Below are 21,876 nucleotides of genomic sequence, written 5' to 3' on the forward strand. Positions count from 1 at the left end.
GCAGCGATGAAATGAGTAAACTTGAGGCTTACTTCAAGTACCCGTCCTCACCCCACCCCCAACCTCCCCAACCACGCCTCATACCTCCCCGGCCACTCCCCACTCGCCGTCCCCCTCCTCCCCAACCCAAACCCATGCCCGCCTGTCGCATACCGATGCATCTCCACAGCCACTCCACGCTGCTCACACGCCGCAGCCATGATCAGCGTATTGTGCGGATCAACCACCGAGTCATCCTCCGCCTGCACCAAGAACTCGGGCGGTGTGCTGCCAGTTACGCGGTTCTGCACAGACCACTTAGCCTCTTCTTGCGCCGACGCATCTGGCCCGACCAATACCTTGTGGGTCGAGGTATATGTATAAGGCCGCTCCAACGTAATCGGTGGATAGATCAACGCCGCCCCCTCAGCGACGGCGGGTATCGAATCGATGCTGTCCTGCGCGGCATACGTCTGAGAATCGCCCAGCGTCGCGGTCATGCCCATCAGGTGCCCACCCGCTGAAAAGCCCAGCAGGGTCACATGCTTTTCCCGGCTGCGGACAATGCGGAGTGCGCGCTGCGCGTCTTGCAGTGCGACAATGTTGCCGGCGTTCCAGCCTTCACTCGGCAAGCGGTAGGCCAGCACATAGGCGGTATACCCGCGCTCGTTCAGCCACTGCGCCAAGGGCCATCCCTCGATGCCGAGTTCGATTCGTTTGTAGCCCCCACCGGCAGCGACGATCACGGCTTTTCCATTGGGTGTGGCGGGTTTGAAGATCTGCAGGTAAGGGCGGGTGACGTTGCTTAGAGAGCCATGGGATGTGAGGGTGTTGTCTCCCGAGGGTCCGCCTCCGCCTGGCGGTACGCCGCTCCACAGCTCGACTGTTTCGCTGTTGGCCGGTGGATCATTGGCCTGAGCGGCGGCCAGTTTCAACATCAGCATGGCAGAGCCGGCGCCCAGGATGAAATTGCGGCGATTCATGAAAGCTCACTCAGTCGGTGGACGAGAATTTCTTACGCACCCTAGTATCTTGTTGGGTGCCTCAGGAAAGCTACCTCACTTTCGACCAACCGCACTGAGCTCCGCATATTTTTCAAGCATTCATGATCGACAACTCACTATCACCTCACGCTAACCTGCGCCCATCCGGCCGGAACAAGCCCGCTCAATACTTCCACGTCACCGAAGCCGTCAAATTCCGCGGCGCGCCGTAGTTGGTCGACCCTGACGACTGATACAGCGACAGCAAGTACTTGCGATCGGTGACGTTGTTGAGGTTGAGCGAGGTGCTCCAGTTGTCGTCGATATCATAGCTGGCCATCAAGTCCACCAGCGCGTAGGCCTCTTGGCTCACGTTGCTGTTGGTGTCGACTTCGGTTGCACTCTGCCATTGGAAACGGGTGCCCACCTTGACGCTGGGCATCTCGGGCAGGCGATAGGTCAGGCTGCCGCGCAGGGTGTGGGTGGGAATGTATTTGCGGGTGTCGTCGCCGTTGTCGTCTTCGATCTGCACGAAGGTGTAACCGCCCGCGATGTCCAGGCCAGGTAGTGCTTCGCCCGACGCGCCCAGTTCGAAGCCATGGCTTTTGACGTTGGTGCCGCGGTACAGGTACTGGCCACCGACGATTTCGCCGGTGAGCTCGGCGACGTTTTGCTGATCGGTTTTGAACGCGGCAGCGGTGAGGGTGAGTCGCTCATCGAGCACGAGGCCTTTCACACCCACTTCCAGGCTTTTGCCTTCGAGCGGAAGGATCAAGCCGCCGCTGGTGCTGCGCAGGTATTGCGGTTTGAAGATTTTCGTCCAGCTGGTGTACAGGCTCCACTGTGGGGTGAGGTCGTAGACCAGGCCGGTGTACGGGGTCACTTTGCCGTGCACCCGTGTGTCGTGGGGCGATCCGTAGCCGGCGCCATCGCCGTCGGCGCTGAGCATGCGCGCGCCGGCAATCCAGTGCAGGTCATCGATGACGCTGAAGCGCGCGCCGGCGAACAGGCTCTTTTGTCGGTCGGTGAACAGCTGGGTATTGAGGTCGTCGGTGTAGTTCAGCGGCGGTTGCACGACATTGCCGGACAGCGCGTCGGCCAGGCTTACCATTTGGTTGCCGGATGCATCTTTGTAATGCCCGACCTCGTCGTGGTGGGTGCGGCCGTAGTTGGCGCCCAGGGTCAGTTCATGTTCCCTGCCGAACAGCGCGAAGGGGCCAGACAGTTTCGCTTCGGCGGTGACTTGCTCTTCCTTGCTGGTGGTACGGTTGATGTAGCCGTACACCTGGTCCGCGGTGGCGGGGATGGCGTAGAACATCTTGGTGTCGGAATCCTGCTTCATTCCGGCCAGGGTCAGGGTGCTGGTCCAGCCATTGTCGAACGCGTGGGTCAGCTCGGCGAAGGCGCGCTGGGTGTGCACGTCCCAGTAAGTCCAAGGCTGGCCGACACTGGAGCTGCGGCTGCTGTAGTGAATGCGGTTGCCCTGGTAGTCGGCGATGGGCAAGGCGCCCCAGGTGCTGCCATTGGAGTAGCTGTTCTGCTGGGTGAAGCCTACGGTGAGGGTGTCGGCATCGGACAGGTCGAAAGCCAGCAGGCCGGCCGCTACGTTGACTTCATGGCCGTACTGATCGAGGTAGGAGTTGCCTTTGTCATGGGAGGTGATGAAGCGTCCGCGAACGTTTCCGCTTTGGCTGAGTGGTCCCGACACGTCAAAGCTCAAGCGGCGGTTGTCCCACGAGCCCACGCTGCTGTCGACCCGCGCCTGGAACGTGTCCGTGGGGCGCTTGCGCACCAGGTTGACCGTGGCAGACGGATCGCCGGTGCCGCTCATCAAGCCGTTGGCGCCGTGCAGCACGTCGACCTGCTCGAACTCGGTCATGTCCTGATCGCCGACCAATACGCCGCCAGAGAACGGCAGGCTCATGCCGTCGAACTCGAAGTTTTCGATCTTGAAACCACGTGAAGTGAAGGCGGTGCGATCGGTTTCGAACTGTTCCACGGTCACCGACGGTGCGTTACGCAGCGCATCCTTCACGCTGTTGAGCTGGAAGTCGTCCATCTGCTCACGCGTAATCACGGTGATCGCTTGCGGGGTTTCCTTGTCGCTCAGGCCCAGGCGAGTGGTGCTGGACACGGGGTTTGCCCGGTAACCGCGGGTTGGGCTGACGTCGCCGGAGGTTTGATACTGGATCTGCGTGGGCGCCAGGAGGATTTCGCTGCTGGCCTGCGTGTTCTGCACCGGGACCAGGTAAACGGTCATGGCATCGGTTCGGGCGAAGGTGTAGCCACTGCCCTGCAGCAGTTTCGCCAGTGCCTCTTCCGACGAGTAGCTGCCTTTTACGGCAGTGCTGCGCAGGGCGCTGTCCAGGTTGCCGTCCAGCAGCACGTTCTGGCCGGACTGCTGGCTGAACTGCAGCAAGGCCTGACGCAGGGGCTGCGCGGAAATATTGAGTGACAGCCGCTCTACGGACGTACCCGCCGAATGGACCTGCGCCCCATGAGCCTGAAGCGCGCCGACGAACAGTGTGCAGGCCAATGCAGTGCCCAGCGCGTTGCGCTGCCAGCGGCTGTCGATTCTGAAGCCATGGTTGAGTTGCGTTGCCATTGCGGTCGTTCCCTAGAAAGTGCTCGAAAATGCGAATACCAATCAGTCAGGCTAAGACGCATGAGCGCACGCGATTCCCTGAGGGTGCGTAAAAGATTTTTCTGTGGGATCAGGCGGGATAGATCAGAGTGATCAGGTCGGTGTAGCGATCCACACGGACCGCCAAGGCTTTGGTGATGGCGTCGAGCATCTGCTCGGGCTTGTTCAGATTGAGGATCAAACTGACTCGGCGGCTGGCGAGTTGTTTGTCCATGATGAAGATTCGGCCTTCGCGCCAGCGTTGCAGCTCATCGATGACCGTAAATAACGGCTTGTCGAAGAACACCAATCGCCCGCTGCGCCAGGCGAGTACCTGAGCCAGTTCGGCGTGCTGGATGGGGCCGGTCCGATCACTGCTGAAACGCAGCGACAAGCCCTCCGCCAGATCGATCTGCTGGTTGGCCGTTACCACACGGACCGTCTTGCGGCTTACCGTCAGCAGTGTCGATGCGTCATCGCATGACAAGCAGAACTCGCCTTCGGCGGCCACCACCTGCCCGGATCGGCTGTTGACCGTGAACTCACCGGCGGCTGCGGGCAGCACATTGAAGTAGGCCTCGCCGTGAAGCAGTTCCACGGCGCGCCGGGTCGGTGAAAAATCCACATTCAGTGCGGTGTGGCCGGCAAGGTCGACGGTGGACCCATCGGGCAAGCTGACCGTCCGCCGCTCGCCCACGGCGCTGCGGACATCGGCGAACGGCAGGCCCATATCGTTGAGCCATAGCACGGAGGCGCATGCGCTGACGGCCACGGCACTGGCGGCGATGCCCATGCCGACGAAACGCCGTCGAGACAGTTGCCCAGCCGCCGGTGCCGCGTTGAGCGAAGGCAACTGCGCGGACGCGGCCCACAGGTGCTCGAGCTGGGCATAGGCCTCGGCATGTCGGGGGTCGGCATCCAGCCACGCGGCCAACTCCGCCTGTTCGGCTGCTGTGGGAGACCCGCCGTGCATCAACGCAAACCAGGTGCTCGCTCGATGGCTTATGTCGTCAACGTGCGCCACAGGGGACGCTGGTGGTGGTTCGGCGCTCATTCGGACATACCGATCTTGAGCAGATCCAGGGCGCGCACCATGCGGCTATACGCGGTTTTGGCAGGAATACCCAGGCGCTGGCCTATTTCCACATAGGTCAGGCCTTCCACGCGCACCATCAGGAACACCTCGCGACAAGGCGCGGGCATGTTCTGAATCACCGTGTTCAAGGTGCTCAGTTGCTGATGAGCGATCGCCGCTTGTTCAAGCGTCGGCGTGGACGGCTCGAAGCTGACAGTCGTCTGTGGATCGAGGGTCTCGCCTTTGCGGTGCTCCTGGCGCCGGGTGTGATCGATGAACAGATTGCGTGCGCTGGAGAACAGATAAGCGCGGAAATTCGCAATCGGCGTTCGACCCATCTGTTCGGAGAGGCGAATGAACGTGTCCTGAGTCAGATCGGCGGCGGTCTCTTTGCAACGCAAACGACGGTCCAGGTAATCCTGAATTTCGCTGCGGTGGGCGAGGTACAGCGCCTTGAGATCTGGGCCGGACATGAAGGAACCTTGAAAGGCGGAGTGGCAAGGGCAGGAAAATATCACAAAGAGAATCATTTGCGCTTGCAAAGGCGTTGTTGCCTGCCTTTCCCTGCCTGCTCAATAACGTCTTGCGCCAATCAACTCACCCAGGACCTGATTGGGGATGCGAAAGGGTATGGAGGCGTGGTCCTCGCCAGGTTCGACCACAAAGCCGGTGCGCAGCCCGGTACCGGACAACTCCTGCAGGCGCGAGTACAACGCCCTGGCATCCTGGATGCCCTGGACCGAATCACGCTCGGCCATCACGATGCTCAGGCTGGTCTGCGTCATGTCGAGTTGCCCGGCGCGGACGCGTTCGGTGAAGGCGCGTTCAGGTGCCAGCAGGAATTGGTCACGCCACCACAGGCTGGGGCTGACCGCTACAACGTGTTGAAACAGAGTGGGCCGAGTGAACATCGCGTACACGCCCAGCATGCCGCCGAACGAGTGCCCGACCAGGCTGCGCTGGTCTTCGTCGACTTTGAAATGCTCGGACACTTTGGGCATCAGGCGCGTCTGGATAAAATCGAGAAACAGATCCTGGCCGCCCTGTGGAGGTGTATTGCGATCGGCGGGCGCGGGCGGTGTCAGGTCGAACGCGCGCCGGGCAAAGTCCAGTGGCGTGTCACTCGGATAACCGATGGCCACCAGGATGGATCCGCGCAATTTGGCCTGGGCACGCTTGGCGGCATGAAACGCCGGGAAATAGGCATTGCCGTCCAACAAATAGATGACTGGATAACCGCCGGTATAGGGCACGTCACCCTCGGGAAGGCTGATCATGATGCGGTATTCCAGCCCGCCTTCGCTTTGCATCGTCCATTGCTCGGTACCGTCCAGCGTGACCGGCTGAGCATGAGCCGCCATCGCTGCACCAAGGAGCCAGGCGGTGAACACTGCTATTACTTTACGAATCATGATTTCAGACGGTCCTCGTTGGGCAGGCCCGCAAGCGGATGTCGTCGACGTCAAAGAAGCCGACCGGCACACCTGCGCGGTGGAGAGTGCTCTCGCATGCCCATAAGACGGATGACGGCGTCGTTTGTCTTGCTCTGGCTGTAGCAAAGCGGATTACCCCGTTTCCGGCTCGGCTAGCTCAGCCGCTCAGCCGCCTTGCGATATACGGCCTCCCGCTCACGCTTATCAACGGCCACGACAAACACTACTACCTCTTGGTCGATAACTTGGTAAACCAGCCGGTACCCACTGCTGCGCAGTTTGATTTTGTAGCAGTCGGGCAAGCCATGTAGACGGTTGGCTTCATTGCGCGGATTAAGCAGAATCGCGACCAGTTTCTTCTTGAGTTGCTGGCGTACGGTATCCCCCAACTTGTGCCATTCCTTTAGCGCCCGAGCGTCGAACTCGAGGCTATAGGTCATCTAGCGAAACCTTGACTCGCTGAGGATTCGCCAGCCGTTCCCGCACCTTTTCGAGCAAAGCTTCATCATCCTCGGTCATCAAGACGGATTTGAAGGGCAGCTGACCTCGCTCCGCCACGTACTGCAGGGTTTGGCGCATTAGCTCAGATGGAGTGACGCCGAGTTTTTCCAGCTCGTGGTAAGCGCGCGCTTTCAGGTCGTCGTCGATACGTATGTTGATGGATGCCATGGGACGTTCTCCTGTAATGACACTGGTCATTACATTGAAGCAAAAACTACGTTTGAGCAACCCACGACCGATGGGTATTGCATCACTTGCAGAACGGATCGTCCCAGAACGGGCGCTCGATCTCTTTATAGATATCCGCACGGCTCAAGCCCAGGTCCTTGAGCCCGGCGTCACTCATCTGCTCCAATTGATGCCGTTGCCGAGCTAGTTCATACCAGCGCGTGATGCGCTTCCAGAGATTGGCTAGAGGCCCTAACGACTTATGCTGGGTGCAGCCGTCGTTCGAAACACAGGCATTCACTGTTTGACCTTTCATCTGCTCATCCTCCGGGTTGATGGCTTGATTCTCGGTTCAGGTTTAACATCAATCCAACGAATGTTTTGAATGCTGTGCATCTCAGAGATTGATCAATGTCCCATTACCAGAGCATCGATTCGGAAGTCCTGCGTACTTTCGTGGCCATCGCCGATGAAGGCGGTTTCACCAAGGCCGGCGAGCGGGTTAACCGCACTCAATCGGCAGTGAGCATGCAGATGAAGCGGCTCGAGGAGGACGTGCTGTGTCGGCAATTGTTCGAACGTGATGGCCGGCAGGTGAAGCTGACGGCTGAAGGGCAGATTCTGTTGGGTTACGCGCGCCGCATTCTCAAATTGCACAGCGAAGTGTTCACCACCCTGCGCGAGCCGCACATGGTCGGCACCGTGCGCATCGGCACTCCGGATGACTACGCCATGCGCTTTCTGCCGGGGATCTTGTCCGGCTTCGCCCAGGCGTTTCCGCTGGTGCAGGTGGAGGTCCATTGCGAGAGCTCCCGGCAATTGATGCAACGCAAGGATTTGGATCTGACGATCGTCACCCGTGAGCCCGGGCGCGAAGTGGGCCAGTTGCTGCGCCAGGAGCGCTTCGTGTGGGCTGAAGCCGAAGGCTTTTTTCTCCATGAACAAACGCCCGTGCCACTGGCGATGTTCAATACCGATTGTTTTTGCCGGATATGGGCGTGCAATGCCCTGGACGCCGCGCAGAAGCCCTACCGGATCGCCTACTCCAGCCCTAGCCTCGCGGCGATAATGGCGGCGGTCGGCGTGGGCCTGGCGGTCACCGCACAGTTGCAGAGCCTGGTCACGCCAGGGATGCGGATCATTGGCGAAGCCGAAGGCATGCCCTTGTTGCCCATCGCGAGCATCATGTTGCTGCGCAACCCTGATACCCGCTCGCCGATGATGGATGCATTGGCTGAGCATATCGTCGAGGGGTTCAGGCTTTGAGTACCGAGCCAGACTCGACGTCATGACCGATCCCCAACCTGCGCAAAGCTCCCCTACCCCCGCGTCAACCCGGTCAACGTATCCGCAATACCCTTGGTGCGCCTCGCCGTGCCTTCTGTGGCCTGGCTCGATGCCTCCAAGGTATCCAGCATCTCCCTCAGCGCGCCCACCCCGGTGGACTGGTCTTCGATCTGCTGAGCCACTCGCTGAATCTCGCTCGACAGCAAGTCGACATCCACGCCGATATCCGCCGCATTTTTGCGTGTGATCTCCGCCAACTTGCGCACCTCGTCGGCCACCACTGCAAACCCTCTACCCAGCTCGCCAGCGCGGGCTGCTTCGATAGCAGCGTTCAGCGCAAGCAAATTGGTCTGCCCGGCAATCTGCTGGATCACCTGCACGATGGACTGAATCTGCAGGCTCGAGCTGGCCAGCGCACGTGCGCCCACTACCGCTTCGTCCGCCTGCCGGGCAAGGTCTTCGACGGTGCTGCCGGCTTGGCTGGAAACGGTGTTCTGGCGGTCGATGGTGGCCGCCAGGTCGTCCATGGAAAGGTGCAGTTCGCCGGAGTAATGCTTGATCTGGGTGGCCATCTGCTCCTGTTGTTCGCCCGCGTCGGCGAGCACCTGGCCCAAGGCCGCGAGGCCTTTGAAGACGGGAAGGATGCCGTTGTCCAGGCCGCGGGTGTCGAGCGCGCTGGTGAAGTCGTTGCGCTTGAAGGCTTCGATCTGTTTGACCACCACGTGATTCAAGCCAACCATCTTCTTCAGTTGGCGGCGCAGAAAGAACGCTTTGAACTCGCCGTAGTGGGCGATGAAGCGGTCCACGTATTCGTCGGTGAACGAAGCACCCTTGGCGACGTGGAAGAAGAAGATCGCGGTCAGGGTCTGGTTGAGGTTCAGGCCGAGGATTTCGCCGAAGGTCGAGAAGCCCACCACCGGCATATCGCCAAAGAGCCCGCGCATGCTGCCCAGGTCATTGGCGTTGTTGAGCCTGCGCAAGATGCAGTCGTTGAGAATGGCGGCGACCGGCTGGCCGCCCTTGCCTTGCAGGAACTGTCGGTAGTCTTTTTCCGTGGCCTGACGTAACGGCGTGCGCTTGACCATGACCAGTTCCTCGCCCGGCGCAACGTCGCAGAACAGTTGGATGATCTGCTGGGCGTGGTCGATGCGGGCAATGGAGCGCACGAACAATTCGCTGCCGACACGGATGGCGAACGAGTACTCGGCCAGGTTCTTTTCCAGGGAGTGGCTGTCGCATTTGAAGGCGTTGCACAGGGCCTGCACCATGCTCATGATGTTGCCGTTGCTGTCGATCACCTGGTCGATGGTGCGGTCTTCGACGGAGGCGGTGAGCACGCTGAACGTCAGCCCGACCGGTTCGAAGTTCTGACTTTTGAACACACCGAACCGGATATCCGGAGCCGTCTTCAGGAAAACGATCTGGGCGTGGTTCTGGTAGCTGCGTTTGCCGTCGTGGATCAGGGTTTTCTGGAAGTCCGATTTGCCGCCGGCGGAACCGCCGACGAACAGGCACGGGAAGCGACCGGATTCGTAGAGCGCCTCCATGAAGAACGATTCGGACGCCGACAGCCCGTCGAACACCACATAGGCCAGGGTGTCGCGGTGGTCGATGGGCGTGCTGACCTGCACGCGCTTGATGTTGTTGACCAGCTTTTCGATTCGCTCGCGCATCTCCATGCGTTTGCCGCCCTTGCGGATGTCTTCGCACTCCAGCGGCACCATGACCACTTCCGCCGAGGCAATCACGCTGCGCTCGAAGCATTGCAGGACGATGCGGTCCCAATGCTCGCCCGCGGCGCAGTACAAGCCATCGGCGCTGTTGCACAGCTCACCCGAGGTGGTGCACAGGCTGATGGTGCCGTTGGGAAAGCGCTGCCTGACGCTGGCCGCAACTTTGTCGATGTCCAGGTGGGGCGAGACGAAGCCTGTCACCAGCACGGGATCCGCGCGCAAACCGGCCAGGGCGCGGTCCAGCTCACCGGCCGTGCAACTCAGGCTCACGGCGCCCTGGCTGTTTGCGCGGGCGTTGTTGAAGCGTTTGAAAAGGTTCATCACTGGGCTCGCTAGAAGGGGGCACAGCGCACGCGGGGCGTGGCTTGCATTGGTTCTCCTATCGGCCTTGGGAAGGGGGACTTGAAGCAGGTGGTCGGGTTTATGGGGGGAGTGCTGACCGAAATTTTCAGAAACTTTGAGGGTTTTAGTCGAGCTGTCGGCTTCGATATTCTGCTCAGTCTTCTCGGGGTTGAAAATACATGCCCCTAGGGTTATAAAATCCTCATGCACAAGGAGTGCTGAGTGCAGAGCAGACAGCTAATACGCGAGCTGGAGCAGGCCGGCTGGGTACTTGATCGTATCGCCGGAAGTCATCACATGTTCAAGCACCCGAGGCGTGCTCAAACAGTTCCGGTTCCACATCCCAAGAAGGATCTGCCGGTTGGCACGGTCAGAGCCATTCGAAAACTTGCCGGGTTGACCTAGGCTACGGCGGACTCATGAGGAGATATCCATGCGCTACCCAATCTGCATCGAATGGGGTGATGAAAATACAGCCGTCGGTATTCAAGTACCTGACATTCCTGGCGCTATCACCGCTGGAGACACGTTCGAAGAAGCCTACAGCGCAGCGATCGAGATCGCTCATATCATGTTGCAAGACATCGCAACTCGGGGAGCAAGCGTTCCTCTTCCCAGCGCAACGTTCAGCCTTCGAAGCGACCCTCAATACGCGGACATGGGCTGGGGAATGCTTGATGTCGATATAACCCCTTACCTAGGCAAGACTGAAAAGGTCAATGTCACGCTGCCGGGTTTCGTGATTTCGCAGATCGACCGGTTCGTTCGTGAGCACAATGTGAAAAGTCGTTCTTCTTTCTTGACCGATGCGGCTTTGGAAAAGCTGGGCCGTTGAGCTGGCGCTCTGCCAAAGCACTCATTACACGGGCACCAGACGTCCCCGCTGCCGTTTATCGACCAGCGATCCGGCTCTACCGCTCGTTGCTCAAGCTCGGCAACCCGCTGCCGATAGCGCAGGCGGCACTCTTCGCAAGACAGGATTCTCGGGCGTGCTGTACGAACCAGCTCCATCAGGGGCGGGCGTCAACCACTCCTTGGATCAGTCAGATGAAAGTCTCCCATCGTTTGTTCGTTATTTCCGCCTGCGCCTGTGCGGGGCTTGTCGCGATCGCAGTGTTTGCACTGAGCACGTTGCACAACACCATGCTAGACGACCGGCGGCGCGAAATTCATACCGTGCTGAATCTGGCCGCCAAGCAGGTCGAGTACTTTCAGAACGAAGAAAAGGCTGGGCGTTTGAGTACCGAACAGGCCCAGGCCCGCGCCATCGAAACGTTGGCCGCATTGCGCGACGGCAAGAACGCGTATATCTGGACGCGTACCGAAGGCGCGCTGAGCCTGGTTCACCCCAACCAAGCCTTGATTGGCAAAATCGATTTTGGCGCGAGACTGCCCAATGGCAAGACCACTTGGCAGAATTACCTGGACCGCTTGAGCAGCGAGCGTTTCGCGTTTTTCGATGACATGGTGGCCCGATCCGGGGACACCGTTCCGGTGGCCAAGATCAACGGCGTCACCAAGGTGCCTGGCTGGAACTGGATCATGGGCTTCGGCGTATACGCCGATGACATCACCGAGGCCTATTGGCAGTTGGCGCTCAAGTTCATGTGGGCCGGCCTGTTTGTTCTGGTAGTCGTGATCGCAGTGGCCTACCGCATGTCTCGCAGTATCTACAACGCCCTGGGCGGTGAGCCGAGGGAAGTGGCCGGTGTGACCAGCAACATTGCCAACGGCGACTTGCGCCACGTGATGCAGGATAAGTATCCGCCTGCCAGCCTGATGGCCGCCGTGGCTCAAATGCAGACTGGGCTGAGGAGCATGATCACTGACATCAAACATGTGGCCGAAGAACTCAAAGGCAGTTCTTCGAGCCTGGGCGAGCAGATGCAGAACATCGATGAAGCTTCGCAACATACATCCGAAGCCACAACGATGACGGCTGCTGCAGTAGAGGAGATGTCCGTCACCATCGACCATATTTCCAGCAATGCGCGCATGACCCAAGTCAACTCGGAACGCTCTGCGGCCCTTGCCGTAGAGGGCGAACGCCTGGTGTCGGAGGTCACTTTTGCCATTGCCGATGTGTCAGAACAGGTGGCGCGTTCTTCCGAACAGATAGCCGGATTGGTTACCCGCGCAGATGAAATCAACGGCATCACCAGCGTGATCAGAAACATCGCCAGCCAGACCAACTTGTTGGCGCTCAATGCGGCCATCGAAGCCGCGCGCGCAGGTGAACAAGGTCGTGGGTTTGCAGTGGTGGCCGATGAAGTCCGGCACCTGGCACAACGGACCGCCCAGGCGACGGAAGAAATCACCACCATGATTGCCGACATCCAGAATGATACTTCCGATGCCGTAAAAGGCATGGCGGCCGTCAAGCCAAAAATGGAAACGGCGGCGTCACTGGCAGACCAGGCGACGGTGGCCTTGCGCGATATCAGCACGGAGTCAGCGGCCACGTTGGCGCAAGTACGGGAAATGGCCGCGGCGACTTCGGAACAGAGCGAGGCGAGCAGCAGTGTTGCACGAAACGTGGAGCTGATCGCCAACATGGTCAATGCGTCTGCAGAATCGGTCAGCATCGCCAACAAGGACGTGAACGCTGTGGTCACTTCAAGCAGGACGTTGACCGACTCTACGGCGCGCTTTCAACTATAGGATTCATGCGGGTGAAACCAACTGCGAGGACGATTAGCCGAGTCGATGCGCAGTGTGACCTGAAAGCAGCGGACTCTACCAAAATGGCCGCGTGTGTCCTTGATATTCCGCGTGAGCCGAATAGACTCAACATTCGGCTCACAATATGAGCCGAATAAGATCCCCAATCGGCTCATCAAGGCGAGAATGCTCATGCCCCAGTGGATCTGGCAGCAACCTCAATGGCCTTTATTCTCCTGGCAACCCGAAGAGCTAGCTGACCTGCTGCGTCAATGCACAAGTGAGCAAGGACGGCTGTTGGGCAGGCTTGGCGCCGTTGGTGCTGAGAGCAGCCGACAGGGCATGCTCGATACGCTGCTGCAGAATATCATCACGTCCTCGGCAATCGAGGGTGAGGCACTCAATGCCGGTTCGGTTCGATCTTCCCTGGCTCGCCGCTTGGGTGTACACGAGCCCAAAGAGGCGCAGAGAACTTCGCGCAGCGAGGGTCTGGCGCAATTGATGGTCGATGCAACGTGCAATCACGCTCAACCTTTGAGCATAGAGCGCTTGCTGCAGTGGCATTCGCTGCTGTTTCCAGCGGACGATTCGAGTCAGCTGCACACGCCGGTGCGTGTGGGTGAGTTGCGTGGCAATGAGCCGATGCAGGTAGTGTCGGGCCGGCTGGATCGGCCAACGGTGCACTTCGAAGCCCCATCTAGGCACGGGCTGGAACAGCAGCTTGAAACGTTCGTTGACTGGTTCAACGTGGCGTCGACCACGCTGGATCCCCTGTTGCGCGCGGGTCTCGCTCACCTCTGGTTCGTCACTCTGCACCCCTTCGACGATGGCAACGGTCGTTTGACCCGCGCGCTCACCGACCTGGCGCTTGCCCAGGGTGACCACCAAGCGGTGCGTTTCTACGCCATGTCAGCAAGCATTCTGGACAACCGGGGGGGTTACTACTCGGTTCTGGAACAAACGCAGAAAGCCGACATGGACGTCACGCCGTGGCTGGTGTGGTTTCTTCAGACATTGCTCGCAGCAATTACCGCAGCGATCTCGAACATTGATCGAGTGCTGAACAAGGCGCGCTTCTGGCAGGCGCACCGTGCGCTGCCGTTGTCGAAGGAGCAGCTGAAAGTGATCAATCGCCTGCTCGATGGCGGCGCCAAGGGATTCGAAGAGGGGATCAGCGCCGCGCAGTATCAAGCGGTAGCGAAGGTCAGCAAGGCAACCGCCACCCGCCACCTCGCCGATCTATTGGAAAAGGGCCTGCTGCAACGGTTGCCAGGTGGGGGTAGGAGTACGCGCTATCGGATCGTCGCAGCACGGTAAGTCTGCGTGCCACGTTTACCCTCGCTCCCTACCCCAAACTCCGCGCCGAATTGCTCAACACCTGCACACACTGCATCAAGGCCGGCACCAGCTGGCTTTCGGCGTCGGCGCGGGTCCAGCGGCTGGTGGGGGCGACCACGTGGACGGCGGCCACGGGGCGGCCGTTGCCGCCGATGACGGGGGCGGCGATGGTCATGTCGCCGAGGAACAGTTCCTGGGTGTTCACCGCGTAGCCGCATTCGCGCACGGTTTGCAGCGAGGCCATGATCTCGTCCACGTCGGTGTGGGTGTGCGGGGTGTGCGCGACGCGTACGCTGCTTTGCACCAGGGCCAGGGCCTCGGCGGGTGGCAGGGCGCTGAGGTAGGCACGGCCGGAGCCGGTGCAGTACATCGGCACGCGGCTGCCGATGGGCATGTGCACGGGCACGAAGCGAGCGCTGACGAAGCGCGCGATGTAGGTCATTTCCACACCGGTGGGCTCGGTCAGGCAGGCGGTCTCGCCGGTCAGCCGAGTGAGTTCGGCGAGAAACGGATTGCCCACCTCGATCAGTGAATGAGCATCAAGGTAGCTGAAGCCCAGTTCCAGCACATGTGGGGTCAACTGGTAATGCCGAGTGCGCGAGTGTTTCCGAAGGTAACCCAGGCTTTCCAGGGTGAACACCATGCGTTGGGCCGAGCTTTTGGTCATGTGGGCGGCTTCGGCGATCTCTGCAAGGCTCATGCTGCGGCGCTTGGCGCTGAATGTACGCAGTACGGCCAAGCCTTTTTCCAGGGACTGGTTGAACAGGCTGTTGCGATCTTCGGACATGAGGGCCTCAAGGAAATGAGCAGCGATTGAACCCGGACGACAGCTACCAGACAGCAAATACCGGGCCTGAAAATCGTATAGCGATACGAAACCTTCGTTAAACGATTTTTTAGCGGCGTAAATTGATAGCAAAGACCTGTAATGGCATAGAGCTTGCGACCTTCCTCAGGACCGCATGGCGGTGACCACCTTCCGATTCCTTCTGGAGTGACCCGATGAACAGCCTTTCCCCTCTGTTTCGCCGTTTCGCGCTCGGTATCTGCATGACGCTCGGTGCCTCCCTGGTGCACGCTGCCGAGGCACCGATGTACAAGGTTGGTGCAACCGCCACGGGTTCGCCCTTTACCTTTCTGGACATCAAGAGCAACAGCATTCAGGGGATGATGGTCGACATCGCCAAAGCGGTCGGCGAGGCCGGTGGCTTCGGCACGCAGATGGAGCAGACCAATTTCGCGGCGCTGATCCCGTCGCTGACGTCGGGCAAGCTGGACTTCATTTCGGCGGGCATGCTCAAGACCGAAGAGCGCGCCAAGGTGGTGGACTTCAGCACGCCGGTCTATTCCTACGGCGAAGGCCTGATCGTCAGTGCCGACGACAACACCGCCTACCCCGACCTCAATGCGTTGAAGGGTGAAGTGATCGGCGCCCAGGCGGGCACCGCCTTCTACGACCTGGTCAACAAGCTGGGCATCTTCAAGGAAGTGCGCACCTACGATTCGATTGCCGAGATGGTCCGTGACCTGTCCCTGGGTCGCATCAAGGCCGCCGTGGCCGACCAGCCGATAGTGGCCTACCAGATTCGTCAGAACACCTTCAAAGGGGTGAAGCTGGCTGCGGATTACACGCCGGCCAAAGTAGGCGATGTGTGCTTCGTGGTGCGCAAGGGAGACAGCGAAACCCTGGAGCGCCTGAACAAGGCCATCGACACCATCAAGGCCAACGGCACGCTGCAGGGCATCGTGCAGAAGTGGGGCGTGTAGGCTGAGGAGCGACCATGAAGCTTGCTGAATTCTTGCAGAACGCGCAGGACTTCCTGCCGATTCTGCTTCAGGGTGCGTGGGTGACCATCCAGATCACGGTGCTGTCGTTTCTGCTCAGCAGCGTGCTCGGGCTGGTGCTCGCGCTGCTCAAGCTGTCGCCGATCCGCGCGCTGTCGTGGGCGGCGAGCACGGTGATCAACGTGATCCGCGGGCTGCCGATCATCGTGCAGCTGTTCTATATCTATTTCGTGCTGCCGGAGATGGGCATTCATCTGACCGCCTTCCAGGCCGGCGTGATCGGCATGGGCATCGCCTACTCGGCCTACCAGGCGGAGAACTTTCGGACCGGCATCATTGCCGTCGACCAGGGCCAGCGCGAAGCGTCGGAAGCGCTGGGCATGCGTTCGTTCATGATGATGCGCCGGGTGATCCTGCCACAGGCGTTTCGTATCGCGCTGCCGCCCTACGGCAATACGTTGGTGATGATGCTCAAGGACTCCTCGCTGGTGTCGACCATCACCGTGGCCGAGATGACCCGCCAGGGCCAGCTGATTGCCTCGTCGACCTTCCAGAACATGACCGTCTACACCTTGGTGGCCTTGCTGTACCTGCTGATGAGCCTGCCGCTGGTGTACGGGTTGCGGCGCATGGAGCAGCGTCTGAGCCGGAGGAAGAAGGCATGATCAAGATCAGCCAGTTGCAGAAGAACTATGGTGACCACCGCGTGTTGCACGGGGTCGATCTCGAGGTGCAGAAAGGCGAAGTGGTGTGCCTGATCGGCCCGTCGGGTTCGGGCAAATCGACGTTGCTGCGCTGCATCAATGCGCTGGAAACCTATGAAGGCGGCTCGATCCAGGCCTTCGGTGAGACCGTGCAGCGCGGCAGCAAGACGGTGCACACCCTGCGCAGCCGCATGGGCATGGTGTTCCAGCGCTTCAATCTGTTCCCCCATCGCACGGTGCTTGAGAACGTGATGGAGGGGCCGCTGTACGTGAAGGGCGAACCGGCCGCGCAGGTGCGCAGCGAGGCGCTGGCGTTGCTCGACAAGGTCGGCCTAGCGGAAAAGGCCGATGCCTACCCGGAGCAGTTGTCCGGTGGCCAGCAGCAGCGCGTGGCCATCGCCCGCGCACTGGCGATGAAGCCTGAGGCCATGCTGTTCGATGAACCGACGTCGGCGCTGGACCCGGAGTTGGTGGGCGATGTGCTGCAGGTGATGCGCACCCTGGCCGACGAGGGCATGACCATGATCGTCGTCACTCACGAAATGGGCTTTGCCCGCGAGGTCGCCGACCGCGTGTGCTTCCTGCACGGCGGTTATCTGGTGGAGACCGGACCGGCCGACGAGGTGCTGGGCAATCCGCAGCACCCGCGCACCCAGGATTTCCTGCGCCGGGTCCTGCACCCGACCACCAGCACCCGGAGCCAGCCATGATCGATGTGCCTTCACTGTGGGCGGCGACCGCGCCGCCTGCGCGGGTCACCCCGCCACTGCGCGAGTCGGGCACCTACGATGTGGTGATCGTCGGCGCCGGGTACACCGGCCTGTCCACAGCGCTGCACCTGGCCGAGCGTGGCGTCAGCGTATGTGTGCTGGAGGCGCGGGAACCGGGCTGGGGCGCGTCGGGGCGCAACGGCGGGCAGGTCAACCCGACCTTGAAGCATGACCCGGACGAATTGGTGCGGCTGTACGGCGCGGCCGTGGCGGAACCGTTGATCGACACCGTGTCGCGCTCGGCCGACCTGGTGTTCAGCCTGATCAATCGCCACGGCATCGAGTGTGCAGCGGTGCGCAAGGGCTGGATGCAGGTGTCCTATTCGCACAAGGGCGTGGCTGGCCTGCACGCTCGCGCCGCGCAGTGGGAGAAACGCGGGGTACCGGTGCAGCGCCTGGATGCTGGCGATGTCGCCGCGCGCATGGGCAGCCAGGCGTTCGCCGGCGGTTGGCTGGATGGCCGCGCTGGCGCCCTCCAGCCCTTGGCCTATGCTCGCGGGCTGGTCACTGCAGCGCAAGCGGCTGGCGCCAGCATTCATGGGCAGAGCCCAGTAACTGGGCTGCAGCCAGTCGCGTCGGGCTGGCAGGTGCAGACCGCCAGCGGCCACATGGTCAGCGCAGCCCAGGTGGTGCTCGCCACCAACGGTTACAGCGATGGCCTGTGGCCGGGCATGGCGCAGAGCGTCCTGGCGGCGAACAGTTTCATCGTTGCGACCCGGCCGCTGCAGGGCGCGGCGGCACAGAGCATTCTGCCCGGACAGGAGACCGTGTCCACGGCGCAACGGTTGCTGTTGTACTTTCGCAAGGACAGCCACGGGCGGTTACTGATGGGCGGCCGCGGCACCTTCAGCGACCCCAGCGCGCCGCAGGATTTCAGCCATCTGGAACGCTCGCTGGCGCTGCTCTTCCCGCAGCTGGGCAAGCTGGATTTCGAGTACCGCTGGGCCGGACGCATCGCCATCACCCGAGACTTCATGCCCCACGTGCACCAACCTGCGCCGGGCCTGACCCTGGCACTGGGTTGCAACGGCCGCGGCATCGCCCTGTGTACCAGCCTGGGGCAACAACTGGCTGCCAGCCTGTGCGACAGCCGTGCCGATTTTGCTTATCCGGTCAGCCCTCTGCAGAAGCTGCCGATGCATGGCCTGCAACGCTTTTACATCGGCGCAGGCGTGGCCTGGTACAGCCTGCTCGACCGTTTGAACGTGAGCTGAGCGCCTGCGGCAGAGCGTCGCGCACGGGATTGGCGGTGAACCAATCGCCGTGCGCCGGTTTCAAAGAGGTTCACCCCGAACAATGGTTGCACCTTCATGCCTAAAAAACTTTCCCTCGCTCTGCTGATGATCTCCGCCCTGGGCCTGGCGGCCTGTGACAAGACGTCCGAAGACCACGTGCAGAAAGCCAACGAGCACACCGAAGCCGCCGCCCAGAAGCAAGCCGAAGGCAAGCCTGCGCAAGCCGCCGAGGAAAAAGCCGAAGCCGCCGAAGAACACGACAAGGCCCGCGAGAAGCGCGTGACCGAAGACCGCCACCAGGCGCTGTCCTCGGACGTGCCGGACGAGATCAAGGCGCCCGAGAAGAAGTAATTCGATCGCGATCGACCCAGGCCCCGCCAGTGATGGACGGGGCTTTTTTATGCCTGGGCATCCGGCTTCGAACCACATTTGGAAACAGCCGGGTGTTCGAAGACCTCTCACAATGTCGTTACTCTGAGATGCCGATACGCAGGAAGCGTGATCGTTTACATCACGGAATAAGCATGATAAAAAGCTTTCGACACAAGGGCATCAAGGCTTTCTTCGAAACCGGATCAACCAAGGGTATTCGCGCTGATCATGCCAAACGCCTTGCTCGCATCTTGCCGATTCTGGAGCGCGCCATTGATGCTGGCGATGTCGACATGCCGGGGTGGAGGCTGCATCCACTCAAGGGCGATCTCGTGACATATTGGTCGGTGACAGTGAGCGGTAATTGGCGGTTGATCTTTCGCTTCAATGACGGCGACGTCGAACTGCTTGATTACCTCGACTATCACTAAGGATTACTGCGCCATGCCTATGCACAACCCTCCTCATCCCGGCGAAGCGTTGCTGGAAGATGTACTTCCGGCCCTGAACATCAAGATCGCGGAGTTCGCCCGGCGCTTGGGCTATGCCCGGGAAACCCTTTCACGGATCTTGCACGGTCATGCCCCCATCAGCCCGGACCTCGCCGTTCGCCTGGAGCGTGCTGGAATCGGCAAAGCACGCACCTGGCTGGCCGTTCAGGCTGACTGGGATCTTTGGCAGGCAGAGCACCGCGAGCAACCGTTGATCGAGCCGTTTGCAGCTCGTATCTACTGACTGTCCAACCCTCAACTGCCCTGCAGCGGCTTGGCATCCTCGAAGAAGTAATCCTGCCAGGAAGCCGGCTTGTTCTTGATCGCGCCGACGCGGTGCATGAATTCCGCCAAGGGGTAGGTGTTCTTCGGTGTGATCGAGAATTCGAACTGGGGGTTGTCGATGATCTTCAGCAACGCGGCCCGGTCGATTTTCGCGCCGGTCACGCGAATGTAGGTATCGGCGGCCGCGCCCTTGTCTTTCTGGGCGAAGTCGGCCGCTTCGGCCAGGGCCTCGACGAACGCGTGGTAGGTCTTGGGATTTTCCTCGCGGAATTTCTCGGTGGCGAACAGCACGGTGGGTGAGTTGGGGCCCAGCAGGTCGTACGTGTTGAGTACCACGTGCACATTGGGGTTGGTCAGGGCTTGATCTTGGAACGGCGGATTGGAAAAGTGCCCGCTGAGTTCGGTACCGCCGGCAATCAACGCCGCCGTTGCATCGGGGTGCGGGACGGCGATGGTGTACTTGTCCAGGCGGTTGAATTCCTTGTCCCCCCATTGCTTGGCCGCCGCGTATTGCAGGAACCGCGATTGCACCGACACGCCCACGGCGGGCACGGCGATACGATCCTGCTCGGTGAAGTCGGCGATGGTCTTGACCTTGGGGTTGTTGCTGAGCAGGTAGTAAGGGAAGTTGCCCAGTGAAGCGACCGCCTTCACGTTCTGTCTTCCATGGGTGCGATCCCAGATGGTCAACAGCGGACCCACGCCTGCCCCGGCAATGTCGATCGCGCCGGACAACAACGCGTCGTTCACCGCAGAGCCGCCGGACAGCTGGGTCCAATCGACCTTGATGTCAATGCCCGCTTCCTTGCCGTGCTTCTCGATCAGATGCTGATCGCGCACCACATTGAGCAGCAGATAAACGATACCGAACTGCTCGGCGATACGGATTTCGCCCTCGGCATGGGCCTGCGCGGGTGCAACCACGGCACCGGCGAGCAGGCTGAAACCCAGGCCGATTGCGGCGGCCAGGCGATTGAACGTGGGTCGAGACATAGAGGCTCCAAGCGACAGAATCAAGGGGGGCTGGAGCCGACTATAGGGGTATAAGAAATTTACTTTAAATACGATTAACGAATAACCATATTCACAGGAATTGATGCCCGGATGTTGGCTGAAAGAAGACGGTCAGCTGCATACACAAGCTGGACCTGTGCCGCGTCAGCCTCCCAGGGAGCCACGCCGGGAGGCTGATCTACCGTGCACTCATCCACACGCCACGCGCGTCACGCTCACTTGGCGAACTTGTACTCGCCGCCCTGTTCCAGCGCTTTCTGATACGCCGGACGCGCCTGCAGGCGCTCGACCCAGGCAGCCAGATGCGGGTAGGCGTCCAGCTTGCCCTGGGCTTTGGCCAACTCGCCGACGAAGCTCATCTGCACGTCGGCGCCGGTCAGTTCTTCACCCACCAGATAAGGCGTCAGGCTGAGGGCGGTGTTCAAGTAGCCCAGGTAGTTCTCCAGTTCGGATTCGATGCGCGGATGCAGCGGCGCGCCGGCTTCACCCAGACGGCCCACGTACAGGTTGAGCATCAGCGGCAGCATGGCCGAGCCTTCGGCGAAGTGCAGCCACTGCACGTATTCGTCGTAGGTGGCGCTGGCAGGGTCGGGTTGCAGGGCGCCTTGGCCGTGACGACGGATCAGGTAATCGACGATGGCGCCGGACTCGATGATCGTGTGTGGGCCGTCCTGAATCATCGGCGACTTGCCCAGCGGATGGACCTGCTTGAGCTCGGCCGGCGCCAGGTTGGTTTTCGCGTCACGCTCATAGCGCTTGATCTCGTAGGGTACGTTCAACTCTTCGAGCAGCCAGATGATGCGTTGCGAGCGTGAGTTGTTCAGGTGGTGAACGGTGATCATGACGAAGACCTTCTGTAGGGGCAGGTTAAGAGCAGACCCGGCCTGATCTGCAGAGTGCAAAAAATCCCTACGCGGAGCGCGTACTCCTCCACCCATCTCGATAGCTTTGCGCAGGCAAAACAGTTCCTGCTGCGCCACCCCGTTTTTTTGCAATAAAACGCTTTGGCGGCGGCGATTTGTGGCCGCTTGCGCGCAGCCCCTGGCGGTAGATTGGACAGCAGCGGTCCAGCAGAACGACCGAGTGACAACAACCAG

At 60.6% G+C, this 21,876-nt stretch carries 24 protein-coding genes and 2 pseudogenes; 13 read left to right on the plus strand and 13 right to left on the minus strand.

Annotation, left to right across the window (positions count from 1 at the left end; all coding sequences use genetic code 11):
• Window positions 1-47: 47 nt before the first annotated feature.
• The 8 genes from IFT57_RS25825 to IFT57_RS25860 all read right to left on the minus strand — a co-directional run bounded on the left by IFT57_RS25825 (window position 48) and on the right by IFT57_RS25860 (window position 7,078).
• Window positions 48-962 (minus strand): alpha/beta hydrolase, encoded by a 915-nt coding sequence (locus IFT57_RS25825; protein ID WP_192153121.1) that lies wholly within the window; start codon window positions 960-962, stop codon window positions 48-50.
• A 184-nt stretch (window positions 963-1,146) separates the two neighbouring features.
• Window positions 1,147-3,567 (minus strand): TonB-dependent siderophore receptor, encoded by a 2,421-nt coding sequence (locus IFT57_RS25830; protein WP_192153122.1) that lies wholly within the window; start codon window positions 3,565-3,567, stop codon window positions 1,147-1,149.
• A 109-nt stretch (window positions 3,568-3,676) separates the two neighbouring features.
• Window positions 3,677-4,639 carry a FecR family protein gene (locus IFT57_RS25835; protein ID WP_274605221.1) on the minus strand — a complete coding sequence of 321 codons (963 nt, stop codon included), beginning with the start codon at window positions 4,637-4,639 and terminating at the stop codon, window positions 3,677-3,679.
• Entirely contained in the window at window positions 4,636-5,133 is a 498-nt protein-coding gene (locus IFT57_RS25840; protein WP_192153123.1) for an RNA polymerase sigma factor, read from the minus strand. Before IFT57_RS25840 ends, IFT57_RS25835 begins: the two co-directional genes overlap by 4 nt.
• 99 nt (window positions 5,134-5,232) lie before the next feature.
• The gene (locus IFT57_RS25845) at window positions 5,233-6,072 is read right to left on the minus strand and encodes an alpha/beta hydrolase (protein ID WP_192153124.1); all 840 of its coding nucleotides are present in this window, start codon (window positions 6,070-6,072) and stop codon (window positions 5,233-5,235) included.
• Window positions 6,073-6,245: 173 nt separating this feature from the next.
• Window positions 6,246-6,533 carry a type II toxin-antitoxin system RelE family toxin gene (locus IFT57_RS25850; protein ID WP_192102789.1) on the minus strand — a complete coding sequence of 96 codons (288 nt, stop codon included), beginning with the start codon at window positions 6,531-6,533 and terminating at the stop codon, window positions 6,246-6,248.
• On the minus strand, window positions 6,523-6,762 hold the full coding sequence (locus IFT57_RS25855) for a type II toxin-antitoxin system RelB/DinJ family antitoxin (RefSeq protein ID WP_192153125.1): 240 nt from the start codon (window positions 6,760-6,762) through the stop codon (window positions 6,523-6,525). The genes IFT57_RS25850 and IFT57_RS25855 overlap by 11 nt, the downstream gene beginning before the upstream one ends.
• Before the next feature lie 82 nt (window positions 6,763-6,844).
• Window positions 6,845-7,078: a DUF1127 domain-containing protein gene (locus tag IFT57_RS25860; RefSeq protein WP_122795872.1), complete on the minus strand. Its 234-nt coding sequence runs from the start codon at window positions 7,076-7,078 to the stop codon at window positions 6,845-6,847.
• Window positions 7,079-7,173: 95 nt separating this feature from the next.
• Between IFT57_RS25860 and IFT57_RS25865 the strand changes: the two genes are divergently transcribed.
• Window positions 7,174-8,028: a LysR substrate-binding domain-containing protein gene (locus tag IFT57_RS25865; RefSeq protein WP_192058880.1), complete on the plus strand. Its 855-nt coding sequence runs from the start codon at window positions 7,174-7,176 to the stop codon at window positions 8,026-8,028.
• A gap of 53 nt (window positions 8,029-8,081) precedes the next feature.
• Here IFT57_RS25865 and IFT57_RS27355 read toward each other — a convergent pair whose 3' ends face one another.
• Window positions 8,082-8,972: a methyl-accepting chemotaxis protein gene (locus IFT57_RS27355; RefSeq protein WP_446731222.1), complete on the minus strand. Its 891-nt coding sequence runs from the start codon at window positions 8,970-8,972 to the stop codon at window positions 8,082-8,084.
• Window positions 8,949-10,103: pseudogene (locus tag IFT57_RS27360) on the minus strand (FIST signal transduction protein); the annotation flags it as partial. The pseudogene IFT57_RS27360 and the gene IFT57_RS27355, both read right to left, overlap by 24 nt.
• Window positions 10,104-10,346: 243 nt before the next feature.
• On the opposite strand from IFT57_RS27360, the gene IFT57_RS25875 reads away from it, so the two are divergent.
• From IFT57_RS25875 to IFT57_RS25890, 5 genes and pseudogenes are all read left to right on the plus strand, one after another.
• Window positions 10,347-10,529, plus strand: a complete 183-nt coding sequence (locus IFT57_RS25875; protein WP_192047971.1) for a type II toxin-antitoxin system HicA family toxin — start codon at window positions 10,347-10,349, stop codon at window positions 10,527-10,529.
• 28 nt (window positions 10,530-10,557) lie between these two features.
• Window positions 10,558-10,959 carry a type II toxin-antitoxin system HicB family antitoxin gene (locus tag IFT57_RS25880; RefSeq protein ID WP_192153127.1) on the plus strand — a complete coding sequence of 134 codons (402 nt, stop codon included), beginning with the start codon at window positions 10,558-10,560 and terminating at the stop codon, window positions 10,957-10,959.
• 308 nt (window positions 10,960-11,267) lie between these two features.
• Window positions 11,268-11,705 (plus strand): annotated as a pseudogene (locus IFT57_RS27365) (cache domain-containing protein); the annotation flags it as partial.
• A gap of 414 nt (window positions 11,706-12,119) precedes the next feature.
• Entirely contained in the window at window positions 12,120-12,785 is a 666-nt protein-coding gene (locus tag IFT57_RS27370; protein ID WP_446731223.1) for a methyl-accepting chemotaxis protein, read from the plus strand.
• Window positions 12,786-12,971: 186 nt separating this feature from the next.
• On the plus strand, window positions 12,972-14,102 hold the full coding sequence (locus IFT57_RS25890) for a Fic family protein (RefSeq protein WP_192153129.1): 1,131 nt from the start codon (window positions 12,972-12,974) through the stop codon (window positions 14,100-14,102).
• Window positions 14,103-14,130: 28 nt separating this feature from the next.
• Here the strand turns inward: IFT57_RS25890 and IFT57_RS25895 are convergent, their stop codons facing one another.
• Entirely contained in the window at window positions 14,131-14,910 is a 780-nt protein-coding gene (locus IFT57_RS25895; protein ID WP_192153130.1) for an IclR family transcriptional regulator, read from the minus strand.
• Window positions 14,911-15,125: 215 nt separating this feature from the next.
• Here IFT57_RS25895 and IFT57_RS25900 point away from each other — a divergent pair, with 215 nt between their 5' ends.
• The 7 genes from IFT57_RS25900 (at window position 15,126) to IFT57_RS25930 (ending at window position 19,724) form a co-directional block, all read left to right on the plus strand.
• On the plus strand, window positions 15,126-15,890 hold the full coding sequence (locus IFT57_RS25900) for an ABC transporter substrate-binding protein (RefSeq protein ID WP_192153131.1): 765 nt from the start codon (window positions 15,126-15,128) through the stop codon (window positions 15,888-15,890).
• A gap of 14 nt (window positions 15,891-15,904) precedes the next feature.
• Window positions 15,905-16,573, plus strand: coding sequence for an ectoine/hydroxyectoine ABC transporter permease subunit EhuD (gene ehuD / locus IFT57_RS25905; RefSeq protein ID WP_122480590.1), 669 nt, complete (start codon window positions 15,905-15,907; stop codon window positions 16,571-16,573).
• The gene (locus tag IFT57_RS25910; RefSeq protein ID WP_122480591.1) at window positions 16,570-17,322 is read left to right on the plus strand and encodes an amino acid ABC transporter ATP-binding protein; all 753 of its coding nucleotides are present in this window, start codon (window positions 16,570-16,572) and stop codon (window positions 17,320-17,322) included. Before ehuD ends, IFT57_RS25910 begins: the two co-directional genes overlap by 4 nt.
• A gap of 5 nt (window positions 17,323-17,327) precedes the next feature.
• Window positions 17,328-18,596, plus strand: a complete 1,269-nt coding sequence (locus IFT57_RS25915) for an NAD(P)/FAD-dependent oxidoreductase (RefSeq protein WP_342030381.1) — start codon at window positions 17,328-17,330, stop codon at window positions 18,594-18,596.
• Window positions 18,597-18,692: 96 nt separating this feature from the next.
• Window positions 18,693-18,968, plus strand: a complete 276-nt coding sequence (locus IFT57_RS25920; RefSeq protein ID WP_122480593.1) for a hypothetical protein — start codon at window positions 18,693-18,695, stop codon at window positions 18,966-18,968.
• A gap of 173 nt (window positions 18,969-19,141) precedes the next feature.
• Window positions 19,142-19,420 carry a type II toxin-antitoxin system RelE/ParE family toxin gene (locus IFT57_RS25925; RefSeq protein ID WP_192153157.1) on the plus strand — a complete coding sequence of 93 codons (279 nt, stop codon included), beginning with the start codon at window positions 19,142-19,144 and terminating at the stop codon, window positions 19,418-19,420.
• Between the two features lie 13 nt (window positions 19,421-19,433).
• The gene (locus tag IFT57_RS25930) at window positions 19,434-19,724 is read left to right on the plus strand and encodes a HigA family addiction module antitoxin (protein ID WP_122714437.1); all 291 of its coding nucleotides are present in this window, start codon (window positions 19,434-19,436) and stop codon (window positions 19,722-19,724) included.
• Between the two features lie 11 nt (window positions 19,725-19,735).
• Here the strand turns inward: IFT57_RS25930 and IFT57_RS25935 are convergent, their stop codons facing one another.
• Window positions 19,736-20,758, minus strand: coding sequence for an ABC transporter substrate-binding protein (locus tag IFT57_RS25935; RefSeq protein ID WP_122714436.1), 1,023 nt, complete (start codon window positions 20,756-20,758; stop codon window positions 19,736-19,738).
• A gap of 236 nt (window positions 20,759-20,994) precedes the next feature.
• Window positions 20,995-21,621 carry a glutathione S-transferase family protein gene (locus tag IFT57_RS25940; protein WP_192153133.1) on the minus strand — a complete coding sequence of 209 codons (627 nt, stop codon included), beginning with the start codon at window positions 21,619-21,621 and terminating at the stop codon, window positions 20,995-20,997.
• Window positions 21,622-21,876: the final 255 nt, after the last annotated feature.

The sequence above is a fragment of the Pseudomonas sp. CFBP 13719 genome, from assembly GCF_014842095.1.
Taxonomy (GTDB): Bacteria; Pseudomonadota; Gammaproteobacteria; order Pseudomonadales; family Pseudomonadaceae; genus Aquipseudomonas.

What these genes read in the sequence shown, in the direction of transcription:
- IFT57_RS25860 (WP_122795872.1), bottom strand. Translation starts at nt 7,078, where the DNA reads ATGAAAGGTCAAACAGTGAATGCCTGTGTTTCGAACGACGGCTGCACC.
- IFT57_RS25835 (WP_274605221.1), bottom strand. Translation starts at nt 4,639, where the DNA reads ATGAGCGCCGAACCACCACCAGCGTCCCCTGTGGCGCACGTTGACGAC.
- IFT57_RS25830 (WP_192153122.1), bottom strand. Translation starts at nt 3,567, where the DNA reads ATGGCAACGCAACTCAACCATGGCTTCAGAATCGACAGCCGCTGGCAG.
- IFT57_RS27355 (WP_446731222.1), bottom strand. Translation starts at nt 8,972, where the DNA reads ATGCCGGTGGTGGGCTTCTCGACCTTCGGCGAAATCCTCGGCCTGAAC.
- IFT57_RS25935 (WP_122714436.1), bottom strand. Translation starts at nt 20,758, where the DNA reads ATGTCTCGACCCACGTTCAATCGCCTGGCCGCCGCAATCGGCCTGGGT.
- IFT57_RS25920 (WP_122480593.1), top strand. Translation starts at nt 18,693, where the DNA reads ATGCCTAAAAAACTTTCCCTCGCTCTGCTGATGATCTCCGCCCTGGGC.
- IFT57_RS25910 (WP_122480591.1), top strand. Translation starts at nt 16,570, where the DNA reads ATGATCAAGATCAGCCAGTTGCAGAAGAACTATGGTGACCACCGCGTG.
- IFT57_RS27370 (WP_446731223.1), top strand. Translation starts at nt 12,120, where the DNA reads ATGACCCAAGTCAACTCGGAACGCTCTGCGGCCCTTGCCGTAGAGGGC.
- IFT57_RS25880 (WP_192153127.1), top strand. Translation starts at nt 10,558, where the DNA reads ATGCGCTACCCAATCTGCATCGAATGGGGTGATGAAAATACAGCCGTC.
- IFT57_RS25890 (WP_192153129.1), top strand. Translation starts at nt 12,972, where the DNA reads ATGCTCATGCCCCAGTGGATCTGGCAGCAACCTCAATGGCCTTTATTC.
- ehuD (WP_122480590.1), top strand. Translation starts at nt 15,905, where the DNA reads ATGAAGCTTGCTGAATTCTTGCAGAACGCGCAGGACTTCCTGCCGATT.
- IFT57_RS25925 (WP_192153157.1), top strand. Translation starts at nt 19,142, where the DNA reads ATGATAAAAAGCTTTCGACACAAGGGCATCAAGGCTTTCTTCGAAACC.
- IFT57_RS25940 (WP_192153133.1), bottom strand. Translation starts at nt 21,621, where the DNA reads ATGATCACCGTTCACCACCTGAACAACTCACGCTCGCAACGCATCATC.
- IFT57_RS25930 (WP_122714437.1), top strand. Translation starts at nt 19,434, where the DNA reads ATGCCTATGCACAACCCTCCTCATCCCGGCGAAGCGTTGCTGGAAGAT.
- IFT57_RS25845 (WP_192153124.1), bottom strand. Translation starts at nt 6,072, where the DNA reads ATGATTCGTAAAGTAATAGCAGTGTTCACCGCCTGGCTCCTTGGTGCA.
- IFT57_RS25825 (WP_192153121.1), bottom strand. Translation starts at nt 962, where the DNA reads ATGAATCGCCGCAATTTCATCCTGGGCGCCGGCTCTGCCATGCTGATG.
- IFT57_RS25840 (WP_192153123.1), bottom strand. Translation starts at nt 5,133, where the DNA reads ATGTCCGGCCCAGATCTCAAGGCGCTGTACCTCGCCCACCGCAGCGAA.
- IFT57_RS25855 (WP_192153125.1), bottom strand. Translation starts at nt 6,762, where the DNA reads ATGGCATCCATCAACATACGTATCGACGACGACCTGAAAGCGCGCGCT.
- IFT57_RS25900 (WP_192153131.1), top strand. Translation starts at nt 15,126, where the DNA reads ATGAACAGCCTTTCCCCTCTGTTTCGCCGTTTCGCGCTCGGTATCTGC.
- IFT57_RS25895 (WP_192153130.1), bottom strand. Translation starts at nt 14,910, where the DNA reads ATGTCCGAAGATCGCAACAGCCTGTTCAACCAGTCCCTGGAAAAAGGC.
- IFT57_RS25850 (WP_192102789.1), bottom strand. Translation starts at nt 6,533, where the DNA reads ATGACCTATAGCCTCGAGTTCGACGCTCGGGCGCTAAAGGAATGGCAC.
- IFT57_RS25865 (WP_192058880.1), top strand. Translation starts at nt 7,174, where the DNA reads ATGTCCCATTACCAGAGCATCGATTCGGAAGTCCTGCGTACTTTCGTG.